Origin of the sequence: Rhizobium sp. JAB6 (assembly GCF_003024605.1) — a bacterium.
In the GTDB taxonomy this organism is placed as follows: domain Bacteria; phylum Pseudomonadota; class Alphaproteobacteria; order Rhizobiales; family Rhizobiaceae; genus Rhizobium.
In genome coordinates this window covers 471612-496629 of record NZ_PYJQ01000001.1, presented here as the reverse complement: position 1 = coordinate 496629, position 25018 = coordinate 471612, and the positions used below count along the sequence as shown (strand labels likewise).

Sequence of the window (25018 nt, the reverse complement as noted above, 5' to 3'; positions counted from 1 at the left end):
ATTATGACAGACTATGTACCTGATATGATTCAGATAAATCGCCGCCCAAATGAAGGATGTACGGAGGTTGTCAGAAGCGGACCGTAAAGTCGGTTCCCTTTCCGACTTCCGACTTAACGATCAGTCTGGCCCGGTGGCGGGTCAGAATATGCTTGACGATGGCAAGTCCGAGACCGGTTCCCTTCTTGGACCGGCTGTCCTCAACGTTAACGCGATAGAAGCGCTCGGTCAGGCGCGGCACATGTTCTGCGGGTATCCCCGGCCCCTTGTCCGAGACGACGACCTCGACGGCCTCGCCCGCACTGTTCAGTAGCGACACCTCGACCGACTTGCCCTCCTGGCCGTATTTGCAGGCGTTCTCGATCAGGTTCTCGAAGACCTGCACCAGCTCATCGCGATCACCCAACACCTCCACCTTGCCCGCCGGCAAATGCAGATTGATGGTCACGTCGAGGTCGCCGGCCAGCGGGAGGAGGGAATCGCGCACATGGCCGAGCAAGGGTACGAGATCCACCTTCTGATCCGGCGCGATATGGGACTTCAGCTCCAGACGCGAGAGCGAGAGGAGATCGTCGACCAGCCTGCTCATGCGCGTCGTCTGATCGAGCATAATGCCAAGGAAACGCTGCTGCGCCTTCGGGTCGGCCTTGGCGGGCCCCTGGATCGTCTCGATGAAGCCGCGCAGCGATGCCAGAGGGGTGCGCAATTCGTGGCTGGCATTGGCGACGAAATCGGAGCGCATGCGATCGATGTGGCGCAGCTCCGATATATCGCGGAAGGAGAGCAGGAAGAGCGCATCTTCCAGCCTGTGGATCTCGGGCAGCTCGATCGGGGCAATGCGCACGATGTAGACCCGTTCCGACGGCAGGCGCTCGGAATGTTCGATCTGGTTCGGCGTATTGGTCGCGATGGTCTCGCGCACCATGTCGAGCAGACCCGGCGAACGCAGCTTCGAGGAAATATGTGCGCCGATCGGAAAGGCACCGAAGGCTTTTTCGACGGCCATGTTCTGCATCAGCACCGACGCTTCGCGGTCGATGATCAGCACGGGGATGTCGAGTGCGGCCAGCCCCGCAAAGGCGGTGCGCAACAGGTTTTGTGGGTCGACGGGCGCAGGTTCGGCCTGCGACGGCACCTCCACCCGCTCGACCAGCGGCGGACGAAGCAGCGTGACGATCATGACGATGGCCCAGATCCAGAATACAGCGCCGGTGTTGATGCCTTCGACGAGGGCGAGCGCGGCAATCAGCGTCGCCAAAACCAGGATGGCACTCTCCTGCCGCAGCCGAACTGCCAACCTCCTGACAAATGACCATTCGTCTTCCAACTGCACCGTCCTTCGCCCGCCATCGTGAAACGCTGGATTCCGCGTCTTATCTGCGATTCATGACAGAAGTATTCGGCTCTATCCACAGAAGCCATCAACTGGAAAAAATAAATGTAGCCGGCAAAAGACGGCGACGGTAAAGGGCTTGAAACTATTGGATAAAAGTTTCAGTTTCGTGGCCGAGCTTTTTTTGCCGCCGCCGGCGGCAGGGTTAACGCCGCGTAAATAGCCGAGGAGCCGACATATGGAAGAGAAAGCAGAAAGCCGGGCGGTGGAGCTGGATATCCATGGCATCAAGCGGATATTCGATGTCGTTGACCCCGTGCTTCCGAGCTGGATCGAAGATGAAGCCCTGACCTCGGGCGGCTATCCCTACAAGAAGAAGCTGAAGGAAGACGAGTATCTCGATGAGCTGAAAGCGCTGCAGATCGAGCTCATCAAGGTGCAGTTCTGGCTGCAGGCGACAGGCAAGCGGGTAATGGCGCTCTTCGAGGGACGCGATGCCGCCGGTAAGGGAGGCTCGATCGCCGCGACCTCGGCCCATATGAACCCTCGTCTGGCGCGCGTGGTGGCGCTCACGAAGCCGACCGATCGCGAAAACGGCCAATGGTATTTCCAGCGCTATGTCGCCCAGTTTCCGACGGCAGGCGAATTCGTGCTGTTCGACCGCTCCTGGTACAACCGCGCCGGCGTCGAGCCGGTCATGGGCTTCTGCACCCCGAAGCAATATGAGCAGTTCCTAAAGCAGGCACCGCAGATGGAAAAGCTCATCGTCCAGGACGGCATCTATTTCTTCAAATTCTACCTCGATATCGGCCGGGAGATGCAGCTGAAGCGTTTCCACGACCGGCGCCACGATCCCCGCGCCGTCTGGAAGCTCTCTTCCATGGACATCGCCGCGCTGCCGAAGTGGAAGGATTACAGCGAAAAGCGCGACCGCATGCTGGAGGATACGCATACCGATCACGCACCCTGGACGGTCATCCGCGCCAATGACAAGCGGCGCGCGCGCCTGAACCTTATCCGTCACATTCTGCTGACGCTCGACTATGACGGCAAGGACAAGGAAGCGATCGGCAAGATCGACGAGAAGATCCTCGGCATGGGATCGGATATCCTCACCTAAGAAGTTCGACGCGTGGCGCGGGCTTATTGACCGGGCAAGACGCGGATGGCGTAGATGTTGACGCCGCGGGCCTTGCCGTCGACATCGCTGTTGATGATCAGGCGCCCTGAATTGGTCGGCGTCATAGCGCGATCGAACTTGACCTGGAACAGGGAATCCGTCTTTTGCCGGCTGACCGTGAAACGATGCCGGCCGCAACGGCCGAGGGAGCCGAAATCGCATTCCACCGTGATCTGCGTCGGTGCATCCGAGGTGGACTGCAATGTCAGCGCGACGGTCGAGGCTTTTCCCGCCATTTGCTGCAGCACATTGACCGGCACCTCGACCGAGCCGCTGCCTTCCGGGCCGCTGCTGAGCGAGGTCAGCCTCACGGCCGGCCCTTCGTTCTCCGATACGTTCTCGGCCTTCGATTGCGGGCCTGTCGTCACCTTCGGCGCGTCGGTGGGCTTCAAGACCTCGAGCCATTCCGCGGAGAAGCTGTTCTGCGGATCGATGGTGGCGAGCCCCGGATTGACAGGACCGCTATTGTCGTCCTGATCCGACATATCGTCATCGTTGCTGTTGCCGCTGAAATCCTGCGAATCGACATGTGCCGGCGGATTGGGCACGCTCGTATCCCGCTGGGCGGCCGACATGAGCACACCCGAGGTCTTGATCCACCAGGCACCGACGCCGAGGAAGGCGAGCAGAATGCAGAAGACGAGCAGGCGAGAGAAGAACTTGCGCGGCTTGCGGCGCACGGCCGCGCGCTCCGGCTTGAAGTTCATCGATCGCGCCGCAGGCCGCATATCGGCTGTCGGACGCACATCGCTGTCGGCACCGAGATGATCGGCGGGACCGGCGCGCATATCGGCGAAATCGCCTTCCCGCCCCGCCCGTTCGGCCGATAGCGGCTCGACAGGAACGGCAGGGCCAGCCGACATCGGCGGATCGCGCGTTTCCCCGCGTACGCTCATGACAGGCTCCTGCGGCCGTGCGGCAGCTTGCCTTGTTTCAGGCCGGGGAGCGGATGGAGAAACATGCGGGGCATCCAGCTCCGGGGAAACCGGCATCGCCTGCACGGTACGGGCGCGCTCCTCGGCCTCGATCTCACGGATCGTCGTTTCCAGACGCTGGCGCTGGGCGGCTACGACATTGACATCGGTAATGTCCTGCTTGCGAAGGCCGGCTTCCAGCGCCTGGCGTGCCGACTGATAGATGCGAGCCCGGATTTCCGGATTGGCGCGATCAGACCGATCCAACGCGCTTCTGATGGCCGTTTCTAATCCGCTCACATCCGATCCTTTACGCTCACTCGCACTATACTCGCATAATCCGCTGGCAAGGCAGCCATATTTTCATCAATCGTTAACCGGATTCGGTAACGCCCAGTTCCGCAATACGCAAGCCTCCCCCTCGGGTTAAGGGCACTCGGGCGGGGATAAACGGCAAAGACGACGCAAATTGGGTGGCAGTAGTAGGCGGTAGGGATCGCGCGGGGACGGTCAAGCACTATTGCCTATTGCCTATTGCCTATCGCCTATTGCCTATTGCCCGTTGCCTTGCCTGCTTCCTTCCCCATCTTTCCCTCTTGGCAGACATCTGTTATCCCTTTTGACGTTTTCGTAAACGTCAAAAGGGATGATGTTCATGGCCCTCCCCTCCATCCTAAGCCAGCGTCTGCGCCTGCCGGTCGTGGCTTCGCCTCTCTTCATCATCTCTCATCCCGCATTGACGCTGGCACAATGCAAGGCTGGTGTCGTCGGCTCCTTTCCGGCGCTGAACGCGCGGCCGGAAAGCCAGCTTGACGAATGGCTTGCCATGATTACCGAGGATCTTGCCGCATACAATGCCGCAAATCCGGAGCGCCCGGCAGCTCCATTTGCGGTCAATCAGATCGTCCATGCGTCGAACAAGCGTCTCGAGCATGATCTTATGCTTTGCGTGAAATACAAGGTGCCGATCGTCATCTCCTCGCTCGGCGCCGTGCCCGAGGTGAACGCGGCCGTGCATTCCTATGGCGGCATCGTGCTGCACGACATCATCAACAACCGGCATGCCAATTCGGCGATCCGCAAGGGCGCGGACGGGCTGATCGCCGTCGCCGCCGGTGCCGGCGGCCACGCAGGCCAGCTTTCACCTTTCGCGCTGGTGCAGGAAATCCGCGAATGGTTCGACGGGCCATTGCTGCTGGCTGGCGCTATCGCCACGGGCGGCGCGATCCTTGCGGCCCAGGCCGCCGGTGCCGACATGGCCTATATCGGCTCGCCCTTCATCGCAACGGAAGAGGCGCGTGCGGCCGACGCCTACAAGCAGGCGATCGTCGAGGGCACCGCCGCCGATATCGTCTATTCCAACTATTTCACCGGCGTTCTTGGCAATTATCTGAAGCCCTCGATCCGCGCCGCCGGCCTCGATCCGGACAATTTGCCCGAGGCCGATCCCTCGAAGATGGATTTCGAAGCAGCCACTACCGGCGTGAAGGCCTGGAAGGACATCTGGGGTTCCGGCCAGGGCATCGGCGCCGTCAAATCCATCCAGCCCGTATCCGCTCTCGTCGACAGGCTGGAGAGAGAATACCGGCAGGCACGCGCCCGGCTAGCGCTTTGAGCGGGCTTGAAAAAGCGGGGCTTTTTTCACAAGCATCCCGCCTTTTTTGCCGATTGGCAATTTGAGCGCTTGAAATCTGACCGCATAGACTGTATCAGCGCCATGCAAATCGCGGGGCCGAACCGAATGCTCCGCAGAATGCCGCTTTAGCTCAGTCGGTAGAGCACATCATTCGTAATGATGGGGTCACGTGTTCGAGTCACGTAAGCGGCACCATTTTTCTTTGCCCATTCCTAAATGTTTTCAATTATCTATTCGAACACTAACCACGCTCGGCAAGCTCGCTTTTCTACCGACTGAGCTAAAGCGGCATAAATCTAATGATGTTGTAACGACGAAGCGGAGCTTCACGGGGAACCCTTGGGTTCTGATAATGACGGAGCGTAGTCCCACGAATACCTAGCCGGATGGTTCGGCCCGAAGAGCCCACGTGGCTTCGCCAGCATCACAAAGCTTTCCCTCTTGAGAATCATCTCCGAGAACTCACGCTGTCTGTCAGAGATCGACAAGCAGGAAGATGAATAAGGAATTGTCCTCCTATGGGATCGTTCACAAAGGGGTAGCAGGGGGATCGGGACCCCAGGTGTATGAGTGTATGGCACCCTGAAATTTTCTCAGAGAAATTCTGGACTTTTAGCGAAGCCTGTGCGCGACGGAACAAACCCGCAACAACACCCTAGACTCTTTCGGTTGAATCTGCGTGAATCCGAACACAACTAGGGAATCAGAAAGAGACCCAAAACAGACGCATAGGCAGGGCGGTGCAAGTATGGAAATCACGAACCTTACCGGTCTCGAAAAACCAGCTACAGAACTCATTAGTCGTGTGTCGGATGCAGTAGGCGGAATTGCAAAGCCTTGGCAGATCAGAAGAGTGGCCCAAGCTGAAGCTGACGCGAAGAAGATTTTAGCACTTGCAGATATTGAGATTACGGAAACCCGAGAGCGTGCTGTCAAGCGGATGGTTCTTGAAGAGGAAAAGAATCAAGAGAACATCGAAAGCATCACGACGAAGGCCATTCCTCACCTCTCAGCCGATGCAAAACCGGACGAGCTAGACGAGGATTTTGTCAGGTATCTTTTTGAGAAGGCTCGACTGGTTTCGAACGAGGAGATGCAATCTGTTTGGGCAAAGATACTGGCAGGGGAAGCCAATAAGACTGGTTCGTTTTCCCGAAGGACGATGGATATCGTAGCCCAGATGAGCAGGAGCGATGCAGAGCTTTTTACGAGATTCTGTCGGAATTTATGGATGATCGGCAACCTCACCCCGATGTTTCCTAGAGAAAGCAAAGCGACGCGAGATGAAGACGGTTACTCAATGAGTTTCACCGATCTTGCCGAACTCGAAAGCATGGGCCTCATTCAGCACGCACCGGCAACCGGCTATATTCGACCGAACCTCCCTAAGTATGTTCATGTATGGTATTATGGGTGCCCAATAGCGCTCGAATTTGAGGGGGATCAAGGAAATACCCTTTCCATAGGGCCAGCCCTCCTTACGGCTGCGGGTCGTGAACTCGCCGTGATAGCGGGAAGCCAGCCGTCAAAGACATATTTCGAAGATGTGTTACAAAACTTAATCGACCGAGGAGTTCGCATCTCCATCCCCACGGAATTCAAAAATCGGTATTTAGCGCTGGAGCTAGACGTGGCCTAAAGAACCTCCGGTTCATGAGTGCGAAGGGAAAGGGAGAGTGTGTTCTTAGTCCCTACAGAAAGGGAAATCCGCCAGCATCTCGCCCGCCAGTCCTTTAGGCAAAAGGGGGTCAATCACTTACATAGATACCCCTTATAAGCAAATGACCCTATTTCTTTCTCGAACTGGAGCGAAGCGACGCGGAGGCCCGTCATAACAGCATGGTCGGCTTGTTGTGATTTTTCTGTATAGACACCCTTAACAGACTTTTCACAACACAAACCCATGGCACCCTGACGGCGAAGCCATAGCCGAAGCATTAAGGCCCGCCGCCCTAATCATAATCAGAACCCTGCTGCTGTTCTCTCCTGTGGCAGTTCCCACGGCAGAACCCGAAGAGATGTCTTCCTAAAGTATGCTTTCGCATTCCCACCCGGATTGACCAATTCGATACCTTCAGCTTCGAGGGCGGCTTTCGTGTCCTCCCTATTCACAAGCCTGCAAATTCCGAGGCAATCCGCCCCCTGATTCCGAAATGATGTCGCCCCCCAATTCCGAGAAATAGTCGCCCCCTTATTCCGAGATGATGCCGCCCCCTTTGGCGGGCATCTGGCAAGGGTGTTCTGCAGGTGTGAAGTTCCTTCCGTCGATGGTGACAGGGAAGGAACGGTATGCCTGCGGAGAGACTGGAGATGCGGCGTGTCCGCGAGATACTGAGATATCGCTTTGAGCAAGGACTTGGGCACAAGTCGATTGCGGTGCGGGTTGGGACTGCGCCGTCGACGGTGCGCGAGACGCTACGGCGGGCAGCGGTTGCTGGGTTGTCGTGGCCTTTGGGCGACGACGTCAGCGATACGGTCCTGGAGGCAGCGCTTTATAAGGCGGCCGGGACGAAGACGGGTCATCGTCGCGCGCCGGAGCCGGACTGGGCGCAGGTCCATCGCGAGCTGAAGCGCAAGCATATGACGCTGCAAATTCTCTGGGACGAATACATGAGCCGTTATCCCGACGGCTACCGCTACAGCCGGTATTGTGACCTCTATCGCGGCTGGGCTCTGAAGCTGCCGGTGACGATGCGGCAGGATCATATGGCCGGCGACAAGCTGTTCGTTGATTATGCCGGCGACACGGTCACGGTGATTGTCGATCGATTGTCTGGCAAGACGCGACAGGCCCATCTGTTCGTTGCGGTCATGGGCGCATCGAGCCTCTCCTATGCCCATGCTCGCTGGAGCGAGACGCTTCCCGATTGGATTGAATGCCATATCCAGGCGCTGGAGTTCTTCGGTGGTGCGCCGGCATTGCTTGTTCCCGACAATGCCAAGGTGGCGATCATCAAGGCATGCCACTTTGATCCCCAGGTCAACAGGACCTATAGCGCAATGGCGGCGCACTATGGGAGCGCCGTCCTTCCGACGCGGCCGAGACGCCCTCGCGACAAGGCGAAAGTGGAGGCTGCGGTTCGTATTGTCGAGCGGTGGCTGCTGGGTCGCCTTCGCCATCGGGTCTTCTACAGCCTGGCCGAGGTGAATGCGGCGATCGCCGACTTGCTTTGCGACCTCAACGATAAACGTGTCCTGCGCCGGGTTGGCGTTACCCGCCGTCAACTGTTCGAAGAGCTTGATCGGCCGGCTTTGCGGCCCTTGCCTGTCGAGCGCTATGTCTTCGCCGAATGGCGTATCCGGCGTGCCGGGCTGGATTATCATGTCGAGATCGAACGGCATTATTACTCCGTTCCCTATCGCTTTGCCCGCGAGCAAGTAGAGACGCGTATCACCGCCAATACGATCGAGATATTCCATAAGGGCGAGCGGATCGCCGCGCACCGCCGCTCGAGCGGCAACGGCAAGCACACGACCATCCCCGATCATATGCCCTCGGCGCATCGTCGTTTCGCCGACTGGACGATCGAACGCATTCGACGCGAAGCCTCAGCCATGGGGCCGGATGTCGACCTGTTGTGCGAGCGCATCCTTGCCGACCGGCCGCATCCCGAGCAGGGCTTTCGCGCCTGCCTCGGGATTATCCGCCTTAACAAGAGCTTCGGCCGCGACAGGGTCAATGCCGCTTGCGCCCGAGCGCTGGAGATCGGGGCCCGGACCTATGGTTCGGTGCGCTCCATCCTCGACAATCATCTCGATCGGGCGGCGAGCTCGAATGGAGCTGCCTCGCACGAACCGATCCACCACGAGAACATCCGCGGACCTCGCTATTACCACTAAGGAGAACGAAGAATGCTTGCGCATCCAACACTTGATCGACTGAACGCCATGGGCTTGGCCGGCATGGCCAAAGCCTTCGGCGAACTCGTAGCCAACGGCGAGGCCGAACATCTCTCGCATGCCGAGTGGCTCGGACTGCTGCTCGAACGGGAATGGAGTTCCCGCTACGATCGCAAGCTTGCCGCACGCCTCAGGTTCGCCAAGCTGCGTCACCAGGCGACCCCGGAAGACGTCGATTACCGCAGCGAGCGCGGCCTTGATCGCGCGCTCTTCATGAAGCTGCTCGGTGGCGATTGGATCAACGCTCATGACAATCTGGCCATTTGCGGACCCTCGGGTGTCGGAAAGAGCTGGTTAGCCTGCGCTCTCGGTCACAAGGCTTGCCGTGACGACCGATCCGTTCTTTATCAACGTGTCCCAAGACTGTTTGCCCAGCTTGCCCTCGCTCGTGGCGACGGCAGGTATGCCCGGCTGCAACGCACACTGGGTCATGTTCAGGTCCTGATCCTCGATGATTGGGGCCTCGAACCGCTCAACGAACAGGCGCGGCACGACCTTCTCGAAATCCTCGAGGACCGCTACGGCCGCCGATCGACGATTATTACCAGCCAGCTCCCCGTATCCGCCTGGCATGGCGTCATTGGGGACCCCACCTACGCCGACGCCATCCTGGATCGCCTCGTCCACAACGCCCACCGCATCGAACTCAGCGGAGAAAGCCTACGACGAAACCTGCCCCGAAAAGCTTGACACCCTGCCTAAATGAACTGACAACAATCACTGCCTGCAGACCCCACTAAACAGGGGGCGAGATCATCCCGGAATCAAGGGGCGCAATCATCTCGGAACAAAGGGGCGGCTTCATCGGAATCAGCACCTTGAGAAGTTCCCTTTATCCATTCCGAGATCGTCCGAAATCGCCTTCGCATCAATCCATTCAAAGTGCTGTAAGGCGTATTTTACTTGTTCAATAATCGCTTGCGCCTTCCTACTCAACTTCTTCGGTATAGGGTTCCAATCGACAATCTCAGCCCCTGGGAAAACCTTTCGAAGATCATGCCGTGGGAAGCCAGTCCCTTTGTTCTCGGAGCCGATAATGTACAACCGACAGCCTTCCGGACAGTCGTCTCCAACGCTCTTCCTCATCGACCCTCGATTAGCTGCCTGCAATATATTATGGCCGATCTCACCCATGCGGATAGAATTCAGATCAGTGTCGAGGAAGTCGTCAGTCACCCCCATCTTCTTCGCCCCCCTGCCGTCAGCTTCATATGCTGCCTCATTGTATTGCAGAACGCCGATCAGGAAGACGTTCTTTACATCTGCATAATCATTTGTCGCGGCATGATTACCCCACGTCAGGAAATTTAGCCGGTCCACGGTCTTTGTGTCGAATACGAATTCGTCGCGTATCAATTGCTCCATATCCGGACCCCACCCTCCCTTGATCCTCTGACGTTTGAAGTGGACAAAAAGGACCTTTTCGCCAGCCGGTAGCGTCCTGACCTCCCTAGCGACAGCTTCGGCAATATCACGGGCTTGTTTGTGATCCCTGCTGGCCGTTTTCCCCGCCGCAACATCCCATCTGTGAATTATCAGGTTGCGGTACGTCTTTTCGGGGGACACGAGAAATACCAATCTCTCGCCCAAGCTCTGCCGGTACTCAGCCCAAAACCGGTACGTCTGCCTGAGTGAACCACTCGCATCAAGGATCAGCATCGGAGCCAAGTCCTTCGGAAGATTATCGTGGTAATCGAGCGTAATAACGCTCCACGCCTCTCCCGGATTATTCTCGGTCCTTACCCTTGCCTGCCGTCCAGATAGCCGCCAGAGCGCCTCTGCATTGGTCCGGTCCTCCTCTCCGAACATCTCACGAAATTCCTGAAGGTCCAGAACGACAGACGAAACCTCTGGGACCGAAACGACGTCACCCGTCTTCGCACCCTTTAAAGTGGTCTGCCACTGCAGGATTTCTTCTGCCAATCCATGATGCTTGTTATCCGAAAGCCTCGTGCTGATCACGCCAAGTTTTGATCTTGCCAGCGTAAGGGCCATCGAGGGAGTGATCGTCTCATCCCATACCCGGACCTTTCTCGGCTTGCCTCGATAAAAGAATCTGTCGATCTCTTCAAATTTGTCGCCGCCCTTCGTTCTTACTTCAAGCTGCTGTTGTGTCGTAAAGAGAATTCTAGCCTCGTCGATATTCTGATTACCTAGGCTAACACCGGCATTCGTGAGAATTTCAGCCTTCCCCTTCGAGACCAGAACGGCATACATCTCCGGGCTGAGGTTCATTTCCCTAACGAGGTTTTTGATCTCCTCGACGCGAGCAAGGAAATAAATCACACCAGCGCCAGACAGGTCAGGCCGCTTCATCAACTGTTTTGTCGATTCAATAACGGTGGTCGTTTTGCCAACTCCGCAAGGTAGTGAGGACAGGAAGAAACTCGGTCCTGCAACGCCGACCGCCATATGGACGAATGATGTCGCAATATTCTCCAATCCAAGAAGTTGCACATCAGACGGGTAGTGTTTCCTGCTATCGAATACCACGCGGAGCGCATTGATTGTGTCCTTAGCGAAAGGATCGACAAGCGTCACGGCCGTTGAAGTCAGATCGACAAACCCGCTCGGAGGGGTCCAGTCATCTTCACTCTGCAACAGGTAGACTTCATCCGGATTAGCACCTGCCTCGATAGCATCTCGAAAGATCGTCCCGAGGCCAGCCCTGTTGGCAGTATTCTCCCGTTTGGGAAATTCCTTGTTCCAATATTCAAGCTGAGTAGTGGGATCGTGTTTCTCGGAAGTCTGGCACCAATCATCCCAAATCCGAAATCCTTCGATTGCACCCCCGCATGCGTCGTAGATCGCCCCGCCGATCTTGAACCAATCCAAACGATCTTCGGCAGGAACGTATTTCAAAGCCCTTACTATCCGATCCCGATCTTGCTTCCAATCGACAGGGATTTTGACCTTATCCGCCCCCGGCTGCTCAAATAAATCGACCCATTCCGCCATCGTCCCGAACGCTTCGATGAGCTCAGCAGCGGAGTACAGGTAGCCGGTCTCCTGAACGATCTTGACCGTCCAGCGATCACCTTCCCCTTGCGAGCCCTCGGGGCGTAGTTTTTGATGATAGGAACCGGGTAACCTCATCGCTTGGCATGGATGGCCTTTGTCAGAACCGTAGACCTGATGCATGACGTCCATGATACCGGTCCACTGCTCCGCCGTTATGTCGCCCTTTGATCTATCGATAAACCAGTACCGATGAAATCGATCAGGAGATGTCTCGACAATAAGCGTGGGCTCAAGGGCTACCTCTCCTTTGAACCCCTTGCCGTCGTCATCATGCCAGACAGCACGATAACCGGTTACGTTTTCATCTTTCCGAGCCATGCCTTCCGGAATGATATTGACCGTCACACCGATGGCCGAGTACTCATCTTGTGCTTTTTCGAGAGTGGATTGACGGGTAGCTAGAGAACCCCATACGGGGGCATATAAACTTGTGCCCTTGCCCTTCTCTGGGTACGGTTGGAATAGATACGTCGGGGAAGGAACATAATCGCCCCGGTCATTCTTATGCGTCAGGTATTTCAGAAATCTAATATTCTCTTTCTTGTCCATTTCGTTTCAAATTCCGCGCTCGGGTTAAAGGTGGCGCACACCCCATGTCTCGCATCGAAGACGCTCAAGGCGACTCCGTTTGCTATTCCTTGTGGCCTAAGTAATTCGTTGCACTAAATATGGTATTAACAGCTTGCTGTTGGCCCTGTTTGACTCACAGAAGCCCGTACAGAGTCATTCAACCATTTCAGCTACAACCTAGCCAAAACATACCGAACGCTCTGTACGAGCCTCCATGACTCAATATGAGGATTAAGCTCCCCTAGCGTCGCCTAATTAGTAGCTCAGCACCTACGGTGCACTCGATGCATCTCCGACGCTGTAGCCGTCAATCAGAGTGAGGTTCTCGCGACGTAGGTTCAAACGATTGCCGTCATGGTATCGGATTTTCTCACCGGCCCTAGCTCTGAGCAGCAATCGAGCGACCGGAACTTTGACGTATCCGTTAGTCTTCAGAGCGTAACCGCAAACATTCCCCCCAGACAGATGCCAGTTAGGAGAAAGCCCGAGTTCAACCAAATGCTGATAGTCATCGTATGACAGAACGGCCCTAGGGTGTGCATCGTCTTTCGAAACAGCGACCGTGATCGTAAGATTTTCATTCGTTGCCCCAATCTGTCGGGGCGTCATTGATTGCCCAAACTTCATTGTTGAATCCGGTCAGAAATCGAAGGGTGACTCAGATGACAGGCCGAAGACTTTGCCCAAATGATCCTCAATCGATTTCTTAGACTCAGCGCTAAGACGTTCCTCTTTTTCGAGGACTTCGAGGACATGGGCAGGAAGCTTTCTGCGCCACTCAGGGTGGTCATTCGTATTCGACGCAGAGCCGGAGCCGGAACTTTCGGATTTCTTCAATCTACCAATCAGGATTCGCAGTGCATCTTCAGACAAATTGCTGTCATTGATCTGTTCCGCCAGCTTGCCAATCTCATGTTTAACGTAGTTCTTTTCAGCATCGCTTGCCTTGTCGAAGTTCTTCTTCATTGCCGGATCGATATTAGTCCAACTAATCTTTGCCATTATATTTTCCTTTATTGAATAATAATAGGATAAAATCTCAACATTACATTAGATCCTATCTGATTTTGAGAAATATGTGCTTATATATTTTAAGTTTATTACCGTATGTTATTATACTTTCGATCTACATCAAATAACTCGACACTAGACGTAGAGTTCTCAATCCAATTCCGTAGGACTTGTTGTGCCTCTTGGATCGAAGTAAACCTTCCACTGCATTCCTTCGGCGTATCGAACTTGCCGACTGGACCTCGTGCACCTTCGGGCCGGGATTTCGAAAAGCCAATCGTATAGAAATGGCCTAGTTCGTTCGGCTTTGAGATTACACAGTCGATCAGCTCACCGGACTTCTTATCCTTGACAATGACCTCCATGTAGTCGGCGACATCGCGGACCTTGATCTTGTCTTCGGCTTTCTCGGGGAAATAGTCGGTCAAGCTCCATGACTTGGTATGTGTGATGGAGCCATCGATTGACACTGCGTTACTGCTCGGGGGATTTGGTGTCCCTCCGTAGACGACGTGGCTAATTTTTGTGTTCATATGTGTTCCTTTCGAACTGGCCGGCTGGAAGCCTCGTAGGTTCTCAACCGATAGAAAAACGAACGGGACCCTGAGCGGGCAACGTTCAAAGTATTCGGAACGAAGTTCCTTTAAGAGCTTCGCACATTAATAATAGGTTGGGGGTTGAATGGACCGCTATAGGTCGGTCCTCTGGCTGACGCGAATAACACTGCGATGGATGGCCAGCATGATCTACCGAGTATTTAGAAATTAAACTCTCGGCCAGAAGAGAGATTTCAGACGCAAAATCGTTCTAAAATCAACTCACTCTACACATATACCATTTAATATTTTTTTGATTTTGTCAAGTATTTAGAAATTAATTCTAAGTTTAAAACGGATCGGAATTTAAGTCACTGAAAATATTACACAATATCTAACACTTTTTCCAAGGACTCTCGGGCACTCCCAACGCCAAGCCAGTCATTCCGCCACACAGACCCCATCCTCCAGTAACTCATTGGAATATATGCGCTTTTCTTGTGAGACTAAGGCACCCACGCGGCTAGCCCATGCTTCAAGGGCTTCTTTCCGTTCCTTCAGGTACTCATATCGCTGGTAAACGGCCTTCAAACCACCAGTAGCACCGGAAGTATGGTTGAGTACCCGTTCGATCACTTCGGGCAAGACGCCGATTTCAGCAAGTCCCGACGCCATAGTCCTTCGAAGATCATGAACACGCCACGGCTTGAATTCGTGCCCTTCCTTGGCAAGCTCTTTCTTCATATATCCATCTAGCTTGATCTTCATTTTCGAATAGCCGGAGATATGCGCCTCTGTTTTCTGGTCCTTACTCGTCTTCGACTTCGTTGAAGTTAACCTGATCCTAGCAGCCGGGAACACATAACCTTGAGCTTGCCCGATTTCAGCCAATGCCGTTGATGATAGGTGGACAATATGGGTCTTACCGTTCTTTGTTCGCTCCTCTGGAATCGTCCACTCGGACTTATCGAAATCAATTTCGCACAGGTGCATCCCCGCAACCTCTTCCCTTCGCTGTCCGGTCAAAAGAAGAAGCCGATAGAATGAGCCCCATCGATCAGGCATATGATAGGAAGCCGACCACAGGGCTTTGATTTCCAGTTTGGTAAGGACACGCTCACGAGAAGCGACAGGCTGGATAGCGGATATCGACGCCAGAGGGTTTGTTTCGATCAGATCATGCTCAAGCGACCACGACAGAAATGGTGACAGTGCAGCGTATAATGCTTGCTTGGTACTCTGAGTTTCCTTCTTGTCGAGTGCTGTCCTGATATCTGCCTTCTGAAGACCGGGCAAAGGATTGGATAGATGTTCAGCCAGCCCTACCGACAATCTCCGCTGACGTTCCAATAGGTATGTTTCCGTCCTACCGGAATTCCATGGTGCAGAAAGATCGGAGAACTTCCCAATAGCCTCAGAGACGGTAATGGCAGTTTGCTGAACCTTAGGCTTGCGAGCTTCACGCTTTCTCTCTGCGACATCAATTCCGCTATCGATATCGAGGAGTACACGTCTGGCAATCTTGCGGGCTTCCTGTAGGTCGATCAAATCACCCTTGCCGATGACTTGCCTTGTTGCCTTCCCGCCTTCCCTGCCACCTGTCCATCGTTGAACAAGCCAGCTGACCTTCCCCTTTGGAGAGATGTAGCAGCCGAAACCGGATAGTTCCGTGTCCCAAATATGTAATGATCTTTGCTCAGCGACAGCGATCTTGACGGGTTGCATTAGCGACTTCGAGGTGAGATGAAATGTGGCCATATGATACCCCAACAATACCCAGAAAGATAGCCTGAGTGGCACCCACTCGCCGGACTCCAAGTGGACTCTCCCTGATAGCATATTCAAGGGTCAAAGTGAATCCTGAATTCGAAATTTATTACATAAAATCAATAATTTAAGCGACAGAAGAAGAGCGAAAGCAGGAAATTTTGGGAGTTCATGGTGCATGGCGCTGTATGTGAACCATGTCGGAGGACATATCCGAAGCCGTTAATATCTAACCGTTTGATTTTCTGTCGAATCTCTACGTTCAATGGCATGAAGCATACGGCCCAGCCATCCACTTGTACGATGATAGGAACTTGAGCGAAACTGAAAGCATCGGTCGGTTCTAATGGGTCGGTTCAAGCTAATTGCGGACTCGGGGGTCGGGCGACAAGAGGTCTGGTCACAACCAAAACAGAGCGAAGCTGCTACGAGGATTGCATCCGAGTCTAGGATTCGTAATGATGGGGTCACGTGTTCGAGTCACGTAAGCGGCACCATTTTTCTTTGCCCGTTCCTGAGTGTTTTCAATCGTTCGGATACCCGCGCCCGGCAAGCCCGCTCGCTCTACGGCTGAGCCAAAGCTATCAGGCGCGTTTGCACGCGATCCGTTGAATGCACGCGATTGTTGCAACTAAAGATTCAGATTTTGATGATTTCGTCCATCTCGGGACAATGTTCTTGGGGGGATGCATCATGAAGATTGCCGTTGGCATAGCAACATGCGGTCGCAAGGCGATCCTCGCCGCCACGATCGACCGGCTGGCCGCACAGGCACGCAGGCCGGATCATCTCTTCCTGTGCCCGACCAAGAATGACGATATCGACATGGCGCGCTTGAGCTCTGCGCCATTTCCGGTGACGATCCTCTCCTCGCCGCAGGGAAGCTGCCCGCAACGCAATACCATTATCGATGCGGCTGTCGGCACCGATGTCATCGTCTTCTTCGATGACGATTTCTTCCCAGCAACGAATTATCTCGCCGAGACGGAAGCCCTGTTCGAGGCGGATGAAGACATCGTCGTGGCGACCGGTGAGGTCGTCCGTGACGGTATTCTTGGGCCGGGGTTGACCGCGGAGGAAGCGGACGGAGCGCTCGCAGCGGACGCCACGCCCTTTCCGGCGCCGGTGATCGAGGCTACGCACAATGCCTATGGCTGCAACATGATCTTCCGCCGGAAGGCGATGCTCGCAAATGGTATCTATTTCGACGAGGATCTGCCGCTCTACGGCTGGCAGGAGGATGTGGATCTGTGCCGGCGGCTTCGTCCTTTCGGCAAGATCGTCAAGTTCAATCGCCTGCGCGGCGTCCATCTCGGCGTCAAGGCCGGTCGTACCTCGGGCCTGCGCTTCGGCTATTCCCAGGTGGCCAATCCGCTTTACCTCGTCAAGAAACGCTCCGTTTCGCTGAAATGGGCGCTCAAGCTGATGGGCGGCAACGTCGCCTCAAATCTCGCCGGCTCACTCAACCCGCCGCCCTATATCGACCGTCGCGGCCGCCTGCAGGGCAATCTCATCGCTTTCGGCCACCTGCTGAGCGGATCGCTGGATCCGAAGCACATCAACCGGATGTGAGGCCGAGCCGGACTCGCCGCACGGCCAACCAAACGAAGTTCGGCGTTTGGATCGCTCCGTTCCGTGATAGAGATTGAAACGGGCCGCGCCATCGGCGGCGTCCGTTGTTCTTCATTTGCTATCGTCTATCGTTTCAAGGACATTTCCATGATTCACGTTCTCGCCATCCTCACCGCCCTGCCCGGCAAGCGCGCCGAGGTGCTCGAAGCCTTCCAGGCGAATGTTCCGGCCGTTCATGCGGAAGACGGATGCATCGAATATACCGCCGTCGTGGATGTCGAAGGGGCCGATCCGGCCTTTGGGCCTGATACGTTCGTCGTGGTCGAAAAGTGGGCAAGCATGCAGGCGCTTAAGGCTCATGCGGCTTCGGCGCACATGGCCGCTTACGGCGAAAAGGTGAAGCATCTGATGGCCGGCCGCGCTGTCCATGTGTTGAATCCCGCGTGAGCCCGCACTGCCCGACAGTTTATGCATTCATCCTGATACGGCGCCAAAAGGCGCCGTTCTGCCATAGGATTGGCCGTCAATTATGCGAGAAGTGCGGCTGGCTGTAATAGCGCCAATGGCCGCCGCCGCCGTGCCACCCGCGGTGGCCGCCGGCATACCAGCCGTGATGGTATCCCCGCCCGCCATACCAGCCGTGATAATGGCGATAGCCGCCATAGCCGCCGAAAACGCCGAAGACACCCAATGGATAGTAGGGCTGGTAATAGCCGTAATAAGGCCGGTCATAGCCATAGTACGGCGCGTAATAGCCATATGGGCGATAATAGTGGTGATGATAGTGCCGATGGACGATCACTCTATGGTGGTGCCCGTGGTGATGAGGACGGGCCTCGGCATAAGTTGCCGGTAGCGCGGCCATACCTAGCGCAACCAGCGCCGTTGCCAGAATTTTCATTTCCAGCCTCCTTGAACGCCGGACGTAAACGCTACTGGATTACTTGCGTCCTCCGGACGAATAATAAACGCAAGAGCGCCTTCGAAAGTTCCGCTATCCCCTGAGCGGCAGTCGTTTCGGGGCATCGGCGCAGGTCCCGCATGATCGCGATGGCGCGCTCATCGGCCGGTGCGTTTCAATCGATATCGTCAGAATGGAAGAAGAAGGATGCAGTTGATCGGCAGTTGCAAAAACGGCGCCCGAAGGCGCCGTTTTCATGGCCGTCCGCCGCCATCAGGCATGCGAGAAATGCGGCTTGCTGTGCCAGCGATGATGGCGATGTCCATGCCGCCATCCTTCATGGCGATGCCAGCCATGATGATGGGGGCGATAGTCACGATGGTAATGATGCCAGCGGTGATGGTGATGATCACGCGCCTCGGCATAAGTAGCGGGTAGAACGATGATGCCTAATGCGACGAGCGCCGTTGTAAGAATTTTCATGTATGGTCTCTCCTTGGGTGCCGAACGAGCCCCCCGGCTGCGTACGTCCGGACTAACCTAACCCAGCTAAACGCGAAGATAACGCATTTGGTTCCGCTACCTGCGGGACGACGAGCGTCTTGGCGTTGTCCCCACGTTTCCAACCAGTTCGCGAACCGCCTCCAGGATCAGCCGGCACGCTTCGACCGAGGCTTTGCGGCCATTATGGGCGAGATGGTAGGACAGCGGTAAAACCTCATCCGGATCGACGATGCGGACCTTGTCGGCGATCGGAAGCGCGCTGACGCGGCCAAGGAACGAGACGTAGCCATGATTGGCCACGAGATCGACGATGACGGGCAGAGAGTCGGCCGAGGTGATGTCGCGTCCGCGAAACCGCCGGCGGTCGCGGCTGTCATAGCCGAAGGCCGTCGCGGCATTGCCGATGCCGGTGCGCGGGCTCGGCACGCAGAGCGGATGGTTTTCCACGAGCGCGGCGAAGGTCTGCTCCGTGCTATCAGGCGGCGCGATCGCCACCATGTCCGTCGCGAGAAGCTCCATATGTTCGAAAGCATCGAGACCAAACACGGAATCGACGATGGCAACATCGATGCGGCCGGAGCGAAGCGCCTCGCGCAGATCGTCGGCCGTCATCAGCAGCAGCGACAGCATGTTGCGGTTGCCGCCGATGTTCCAGCGCGACACCAGGCTTGCCAGCGAGCGGGCAACCCAGCTTTCCGAACCGGTTGGAATGATCGAGCCTATGCGAACCGCTCGCGCGGTGCGCTGAAAGCGCTCGTCCGCCGCCGCCTTCATTTCGTCCCAGGCCTGCGCGATGGCGGAGAGGATGGCATGAACTTCCTGGCCGGCTTCCGTCAGCACCGAACCCTGCGCCTGCCGGGCAAACAGGCGGCAGCCGAACAGCTCTTCCAGATTGGCGATCTGTAGGGAGAGCTGCGGCTGGCCAAGACGCAGGCGCCGGGCGGCGCGATTGATGCTGCCCTGGTCGGCCACCTCGAGGAAGCGTTCGATGGTGGCGATCTTCAATGGCAGGCGCGCGGCCCATTGGTCATAGTCCTCGCGAGAAGGCGGTTCCTTCATCAGGGTCGAAAGCTGGCGCATGCCGCCGAGAATAGGTTGCAGCCCCTTCTGAACCTTCGAGCTCGCCAGAAGGGTTGCAAGCTCCCCGGAGGCGCGCTCGACAAGCTTCATGGCAAGTTCCGTCTCGAGCCGGCGCAGCGCACCGGAGACGGTCGACGCCGAAAAGGACAGCCGTCGCGCAGTTTCCCTCACCGAGCCGATGGAGAACACCATGTCGGCTACGAACAAAGCACCGAGATACAATCCCATCCCCTTATCCGCAGCGCGCATTCCGGCTCGGCCGCAAGAAGATCAACAATATCCCGACGATATGTCGTGTTCTTAAAAAAAGATATCCCTAAGCCGTAAGGCGCCGGCTATCGTTTTTTTGGCGCCTTACCGATCGGGCCGCGAAAATGAGATCGGAACAGCGCCAAACGGGTCAGGGGAACAAAAACAAACGCACTTGCCCCCGAAAAAAGAAATCCAATTTCGCGCGAATGTCGAGTACCCTCGCCATAATCGCGCGACTGCAACGGGAATCCGGGAGCATCGCTTTTTCCGCGATGAGCGCTACTTACCCGAAGCAGCCACGAATTCGCCTGTTGTGGGCCGCCGGCCCATTCCAAGCCTGCCTGTCCGGACTGTGGCCCTGCAAAGCGGCGCGGGCAAGCAGAAGAACGATTTAACGGGGTACAAAGGGAAACATCATGTTCAAGAAGCTTGCACTTGCCGCCACGCTGACGGCTTTTCTTGCCAGCGGTGCCAGCGCCGCCGACGTCGTCGTCTCCTCCAAGATCGACACCGAAGGCACGCTCCTCGGCAACATCATCCTCGCGGCACTCAATGCCAACGGAATCAAGGCGCAGGATCGCATCGCTCTCGGCACGACACCCGTCGTGCGCAAGGCGATCACGTCGGGCGAAATCGACATTTACGCCGAATATACCGGCAATGCAGGCTTCTTCTTCAACAAGGCCGACGATGCGGCCTGGAAGAACCTGCAGCAGGGTTACGACCTCGCCAAGAAACTGGACTATGACGCCAACAAGATCGTCTGGCTGACGCCTTCGCCCGCCAACAATACCTGGGCGATTGCCGTGCGCAACGATGTGGCCGGCCCGGCCAAGCTGAAGACCATGTCAGACTTCGGCAAGTGGGTTGCCGGCGGCGGCTCGGTGAAGATCGCTGCCTCTTCCGAATTCGTCAATTCGCCGGCGGCCCTACCCGCCTTCGAGACCACCTATAGCTTCAAGCTGAAGCCGGATCAGGAAGTCGTGCTTTCGGGCGGCGATACCGCGGCAACGATCAAGGCCGCGGCCGACCAGACCAATGGCGTCAACACCGCGATGGTCTACGGCACCGACGGCGCCATCGAAGCTGCCGAACTGACCGTCCTTGACGACGACAAGAGCGTACAGCCGGTCTATGCGCCGACGCCGATCATCCGTGAGGCCGTCCTCAAGGCCAATCCGAAGATCGAAGAAGTCCTGGCGCCGATCTTCAAGGGGCTGACCGCTGACGTACTGCGCAAGCTCAACGGCCGCATCCAGGTCGATGGCGAGCCGGCTAAGGCTGTTGCCGAATCCTACCTCAAGGACAATGGTTTCCTGAAGTAAGCTTTGACGCTGCTCCGGAGTATGATGCCGAAAAGTGTGAACGGTTTTCGAACGACATCATGCTCCACTCCGCTAGTTCCGGAGCGGATTCAGATTTTAGGTCTAACAGACCTAAAATCATCCGCGCCAGGGACTCCATTTTGATAAAGTGGAGCCGCGGACATTCGAATGGGCATGATCTTGTCCGAACCCGCCTTGAATTTTGGGCTCATGCGCTGACGGAGCTTGCCTGATGGAAGATGCGCTAGCGGTCCGCAGAGTGGACCGTCTCGGAGTGGTATTGGTGGCCGGCGGCGCGCTGGCAATGGCATGGATGCCGTTCATCATCGTCAAGGCAAACCGTATCGCCGCAGGCAAGCCGCAACTGCTGACGCAGCTCATTGCCCAGCCGGCGGCATTGGTGCTGATCGTCCTTCTCGCTGCGGCGGCGCTTGCCGCCCTTTTCTTCCGCAACCAGCTCATTCGCCTCGGCATGGCGACGCTTGCGATCGCCGCACTTATCGTTACCCTTGGCCTCGTCTCGACCGCCGCGACGCCGGTAGGCAGCACTGTGGCACGAATTACGCCCGGCGGCTCCTTCTGGGTGCTGCTCGGGGTCGTCGGGTTGATGATTTCGGACGCGTTGGTGAAGCTGCGGCTGACACCCTGGCTGCGGGTGGCGGCTCTTGCTGTTTATGCCGTGCTGCTCGTTCTCGTCCTGCGCTCCGGCCTGCTCGACAATCTCTCGATCATGAAGGAATACGCCAACAATGCCGACAAGTTCTGGCACGAAGCGCTGCGTCACGTCTTCCTTTCCCTCGGCTCCGTCGCCATCGCCATCGTGCTTGCGCTGCCGCTCGGCATATTCTGCTATTGGCAGCCGCGCATCCGCGCCGTCGTGCTGCGGGCGCTGAGCCTGGTGCAGACCATTCCGAGCCTGGCGCTGTTCGGCATTCTCATGCTGCCGCTCGGCTATATCGCCGCCCATGTGCCCTTCGCCGCCGCGATCGGTATCCAGGGTATCGGCGTGGCGCCGGCGCTGGTGGCGCTTGTCATCTACTCGCTGCTGCCGATCGTTGCCAATACCGTCGTCGGCCTTGCCGGCGTCGACCCTTCCGTGCGCGATGCCGCCGCCGGCATGGGGCTGACGCGCCGGCAGATCCTGACCGGCATCGACCTGCCGCTCGCCTTTCCTGTCATCCTGACCGGTATCCGCATCGTATTGGTGCAGGCGATCGGCCTCGTCACCGTAGCAGCATTGATCGGCGGCGGCGGCTTCGGCCTCTTCATCTTCCAGGGCATCGGCCAGACGGCCAATGATCTCGTGCTGCTCGGCGCCGTGCCGACGGTCTTTCTCGCCTTTTCATCGGCCGTCATCCTCGATGCGGTCATCGACAGCATCCGGGGACACCGCACATGACCAACATGATCGAGCTCAAGGGCGTCACCAAGCGCTACGGCAGCGCGACCGTCGTCGATAATGTCAGCATGAGCATGGAAAAGGGCACGATCACCGTCATCGTCGGCACCTCCGGCTCGGGCAAGTCGACCTTGATGCGGATGATCAACCGGCTGGTGCCGATTACGGAGGGACATATTTCCGTCGGCGGCGAGGATGTCATGACCGTACCCGCGACGGAGCTTCGCCGCCGCATCGGCTATGCCATCCAGGGGCACGGCCTGTTTCCGCATCGCACCGTCGCCCAGAATATCGCCACCGTTCCCGAGCTGCTCGGCTGGGACAAGGCGCGCACCGACCGGCGCGTCGAGGAACTGCTCAATCTCTTCCGTCTGGACCCCGGCACCTTTGCAGACAAATATCCGAGCCAGCTTTCCGGCGGCCAACAGCAGCGCGTCGGCGTCGCCCGCGCGCTGGCAGCGGAGCCGGAGCTGCTTTTGATGGACGAGCCCTTCGGCGCGCTCGATCCGGTCATCCGCGGCAAGGCACAGGACGATCTGCTCGCCATTCAGAAGCAGTTCGGTACGACCATCGTCCTCGTCACCCACGACATGGACGAAGCCTTCCATCTCGGCGACAAGATCGCCGTCATGAGCGGCGGCAAGCTTTTGCAATGCTCCGAGCCCGAAAAGATCCTGACGGAGCCTGCCGATCCTTTCGTGCAGCAGCTGACCGGCACATCCGACCGCGCCTTGAAGCTGATGTCGCTGCTGCCGCTGAAGGACAGCATGCAGCCGCCGCGGCCCGGCCTCGGTCACCGCCTGCCGCAGACGCTCAATCTGCGCGATGCTTTGGCCGAATTGATCTGGCAGGGCGCGGATGAGGCGACCGTCGAGGATGAGCGCAAGGTGCCTGTCGGCTCGATCTCGATCCAGCACCTGATCGAACTGGGCCGCAAAGCATGAGATTTCTCGCCGCCAATCTCTTCCGTCTCCTGGCGCTGGCCTTGCTGCTTGTCATGCTGTTCCGTCCGGAATGGCTGATGCCTGTTCTGGCGCCGCTGACCAAATTCGGAGCGTCGCCGATCTATACGCAGAATAGCCTGCCGAGCCTGGCGCTCAGCCATCTCGAGCTGATCCTGGTTTCGATCGCGGCAAGCGGCGTCCTGGCCGTTCTCGGCGGCATCTTCGTGACGCGGCCGATCGGCGCCGACTTCCTGCCGCTGTCGCGGGCGATCGCCAATGCCGGACAAACCTTCCCGCCCGTTGCCGTGCTGGCGCTTGCGATCTCGACCACCGGCTTCGGCGCCGTCCCGACATTCATCGCGCTGTTTCTCTACGCGCTGCTGCCGATCTTCGAGAACACGGTCGCCGGCCTGCAGCAGGTGCCAGCCTCCGTGCTCGATGCCGCCGACGGCATGGGCATGAACGGCTGGCAGCGGCTCTTCCGCGTCGAGCTGCCGCTTGCCCTCCCCCTCATCATCGAAGGGCTGAAGATCGCAACCGTGATCAATATCGGCACGGCAACGATCGGCTCCACCGTCGCCGCCAAAGGGCTCGGCGAGGTTATCATCGCGGGTCTCATCAACGACAACACCGCCTTCATCCTCCAGGGCGGCCTGATCGTCGGCCTGATGGCGGTGCTGATCTATGACGGCATGGAGATGATCGAGCGGTCGGTCACGAGCAGGATCGGCCTTCAACCTCATTGAGGTCAGCGTCGATCACAGCCTGCGCGATCAGTTGCCTCCGCCTGATGGCAAGCATGCACCGGGCAGGTAAAGCGAGACCGGCCTGATTTCGTAGACAGCGGTCGGATTGGCGCGGCGCAATTCGCGCGCAGCCTCCACCGCCCCCTCTATCGTCGGAAAATCGACGACATAGAAACCGAGCAACTGCTCCTTGGTTTCTGCAAACGGTCCATCGATCACCGTTCCCGCGCCTGGCCCCCGCAAGGTGACGGCATTCCGTGTCGAGCCCAGACGCGCGGCGGGGCCCAGCGATTTCTGCGCGACCATGCGGTCATTGATCTCCAAAAGCTCCTTCATGAGCGCGGCGTCCTCCTGCCTGCTCCAGGATTCGACGATGTCTTCCTCATGATAGGCCAGAATGACGTAGTACATGACTTCCCCCCTTGCG

At 57.1% G+C, this 25018-nt stretch carries 20 protein-coding genes and 1 tRNA gene; 12 read left to right on the top strand and 9 right to left on the bottom strand.

Features of this window, described 5'->3' with window-relative positions:
• Nucleotides 1-70 precede the first annotated feature (70 nt).
• A complete protein-coding gene (gene phoR / locus C7U61_RS02465) occupies nucleotides 71-1297 on the bottom strand; it encodes a phosphate regulon sensor histidine kinase PhoR (RefSeq protein WP_106996537.1) in 1227 nt (408 codons plus the stop codon).
• A gap of 274 nt (nucleotides 1298-1571) precedes the next feature.
• Here phoR and ppk2 point away from each other — a divergent pair, with 274 nt between their 5' ends.
• A complete protein-coding gene (ppk2, locus tag C7U61_RS02460; protein WP_106996536.1) occupies nucleotides 1572-2453 on the top strand; it encodes a polyphosphate kinase 2 in 882 nt (293 codons plus the stop codon).
• Between the two features lie 23 nt (nucleotides 2454-2476).
• Here the strand turns inward: ppk2 and C7U61_RS02455 are convergent, their stop codons facing one another.
• Nucleotides 2477-3727: a hypothetical protein gene (locus C7U61_RS02455; RefSeq protein ID WP_106996535.1), complete on the bottom strand. Its 1251-nt coding sequence runs from the start codon at nucleotides 3725-3727 to the stop codon at nucleotides 2477-2479.
• 355 nt (nucleotides 3728-4082) lie between these two features.
• Here C7U61_RS02455 and C7U61_RS02450 point away from each other — a divergent pair, with 355 nt between their 5' ends.
• The 5 genes from C7U61_RS02450 (at nucleotide 4083) to istB (ending at nucleotide 9653) form a co-directional block, all read left to right on the top strand.
• Complete coding sequence (locus C7U61_RS02450; RefSeq protein WP_106996912.1) at nucleotides 4083-5042, top strand: nitronate monooxygenase family protein; 960 nt, start codon at nucleotides 4083-4085, stop codon at nucleotides 5040-5042.
• Nucleotides 5043-5182: 140 nt separating this feature from the next.
• Nucleotides 5183-5258, top strand: a tRNA-Thr gene (locus tag C7U61_RS02445).
• Between the two features lie 553 nt (nucleotides 5259-5811).
• Nucleotides 5812-6702: a DUF2806 domain-containing protein gene (locus C7U61_RS02440; protein WP_106996534.1), complete on the top strand. Its 891-nt coding sequence runs from the start codon at nucleotides 5812-5814 to the stop codon at nucleotides 6700-6702.
• Nucleotides 6703-7373: 671 nt separating this feature from the next.
• Nucleotides 7374-8903, top strand: coding sequence for an IS21 family transposase (gene istA, locus C7U61_RS02435; protein WP_106996533.1), 1530 nt, complete (start codon nucleotides 7374-7376; stop codon nucleotides 8901-8903).
• 12 nt (nucleotides 8904-8915) lie between these two features.
• Nucleotides 8916-9653: an IS21-like element helper ATPase IstB gene (istB, locus tag C7U61_RS02430; protein WP_106996532.1), complete on the top strand. Its 738-nt coding sequence runs from the start codon at nucleotides 8916-8918 to the stop codon at nucleotides 9651-9653.
• Nucleotides 9654-9773: 120 nt separating this feature from the next.
• Here the strand turns inward: istB and C7U61_RS02425 are convergent, their stop codons facing one another.
• The 3 genes from C7U61_RS02425 to C7U61_RS02410 all read right to left on the bottom strand — a co-directional run bounded on the left by C7U61_RS02425 (nucleotide 9774) and on the right by C7U61_RS02410 (nucleotide 15859).
• The gene (locus tag C7U61_RS02425) at nucleotides 9774-12533 is read right to left on the bottom strand and encodes a PriCT-2 domain-containing protein (RefSeq protein WP_106996531.1); all 2760 of its coding nucleotides are present in this window, start codon (nucleotides 12531-12533) and stop codon (nucleotides 9774-9776) included.
• A 660-nt stretch (nucleotides 12534-13193) separates the two neighbouring features.
• The gene (locus tag C7U61_RS02420; protein ID WP_106996530.1) at nucleotides 13194-13556 is read right to left on the bottom strand and encodes a hypothetical protein; all 363 of its coding nucleotides are present in this window, start codon (nucleotides 13554-13556) and stop codon (nucleotides 13194-13196) included.
• Nucleotides 13557-14542: 986 nt separating this feature from the next.
• Nucleotides 14543-15859 carry a site-specific integrase gene (locus tag C7U61_RS02410; protein WP_181315770.1) on the bottom strand — a complete coding sequence of 439 codons (1317 nt, stop codon included), beginning with the start codon at nucleotides 15857-15859 and terminating at the stop codon, nucleotides 14543-14545.
• Nucleotides 15860-16561: 702 nt separating this feature from the next.
• On the opposite strand from C7U61_RS02410, the gene C7U61_RS02405 reads away from it, so the two are divergent.
• The gene (locus C7U61_RS02405; protein ID WP_106996527.1) at nucleotides 16562-17440 is read left to right on the top strand and encodes a glycosyltransferase; all 879 of its coding nucleotides are present in this window, start codon (nucleotides 16562-16564) and stop codon (nucleotides 17438-17440) included.
• A gap of 147 nt (nucleotides 17441-17587) precedes the next feature.
• Nucleotides 17588-17887, top strand: a complete 300-nt coding sequence (locus C7U61_RS02400; RefSeq protein WP_106996911.1) for a putative quinol monooxygenase — start codon at nucleotides 17588-17590, stop codon at nucleotides 17885-17887.
• 76 nt (nucleotides 17888-17963) lie between these two features.
• Here C7U61_RS02400 and C7U61_RS02395 read toward each other — a convergent pair whose 3' ends face one another.
• The 3 genes from C7U61_RS02395 to C7U61_RS02390 form a co-directional block, all read right to left on the bottom strand.
• On the bottom strand, nucleotides 17964-18341 hold the full coding sequence (locus tag C7U61_RS02395) for a hypothetical protein (protein ID WP_210202917.1): 378 nt from the start codon (nucleotides 18339-18341) through the stop codon (nucleotides 17964-17966).
• Between the two features lie 254 nt (nucleotides 18342-18595).
• Nucleotides 18596-18754, bottom strand: a complete 159-nt coding sequence (locus C7U61_RS19430; RefSeq protein ID WP_162703228.1) for a hypothetical protein — start codon at nucleotides 18752-18754, stop codon at nucleotides 18596-18598.
• A 166-nt stretch (nucleotides 18755-18920) separates the two neighbouring features.
• Nucleotides 18921-20147 (bottom strand): LysR family transcriptional regulator, encoded by a 1227-nt coding sequence (locus C7U61_RS02390; RefSeq protein WP_106996910.1) that lies wholly within the window; start codon nucleotides 20145-20147, stop codon nucleotides 18921-18923.
• Nucleotides 20148-20593: 446 nt separating this feature from the next.
• Here C7U61_RS02390 and C7U61_RS02385 point away from each other — a divergent pair, with 446 nt between their 5' ends.
• The 4 genes from C7U61_RS02385 (at nucleotide 20594) to C7U61_RS02370 (ending at nucleotide 24591) form a co-directional block, all read left to right on the top strand.
• The gene (locus C7U61_RS02385; RefSeq protein WP_106996526.1) at nucleotides 20594-21502 is read left to right on the top strand and encodes an ABC transporter substrate-binding protein; all 909 of its coding nucleotides are present in this window, start codon (nucleotides 20594-20596) and stop codon (nucleotides 21500-21502) included.
• Nucleotides 21503-21734: 232 nt separating this feature from the next.
• Nucleotides 21735-22901 (top strand): ABC transporter permease, encoded by a 1167-nt coding sequence (locus C7U61_RS02380; protein ID WP_106996525.1) that lies wholly within the window; start codon nucleotides 21735-21737, stop codon nucleotides 22899-22901.
• A complete protein-coding gene (locus tag C7U61_RS02375) occupies nucleotides 22898-23845 on the top strand; it encodes an ABC transporter ATP-binding protein (RefSeq protein WP_106996524.1) in 948 nt (315 codons plus the stop codon). Before C7U61_RS02380 ends, C7U61_RS02375 begins: the two co-directional genes overlap by 4 nt.
• Nucleotides 23842-24591 carry an ABC transporter permease gene (locus C7U61_RS02370; RefSeq protein WP_106996523.1) on the top strand — a complete coding sequence of 250 codons (750 nt, stop codon included), beginning with the start codon at nucleotides 23842-23844 and terminating at the stop codon, nucleotides 24589-24591. Before C7U61_RS02375 ends, C7U61_RS02370 begins: the two co-directional genes overlap by 4 nt.
• A gap of 27 nt (nucleotides 24592-24618) precedes the next feature.
• Here C7U61_RS02370 and C7U61_RS02365 read toward each other — a convergent pair whose 3' ends face one another.
• Nucleotides 24619-25002 (bottom strand): YciI family protein, encoded by a 384-nt coding sequence (locus tag C7U61_RS02365; RefSeq protein ID WP_106996522.1) that lies wholly within the window; start codon nucleotides 25000-25002, stop codon nucleotides 24619-24621.
• Between the last annotated feature and the right edge of the window lie 16 nt (nucleotides 25003-25018).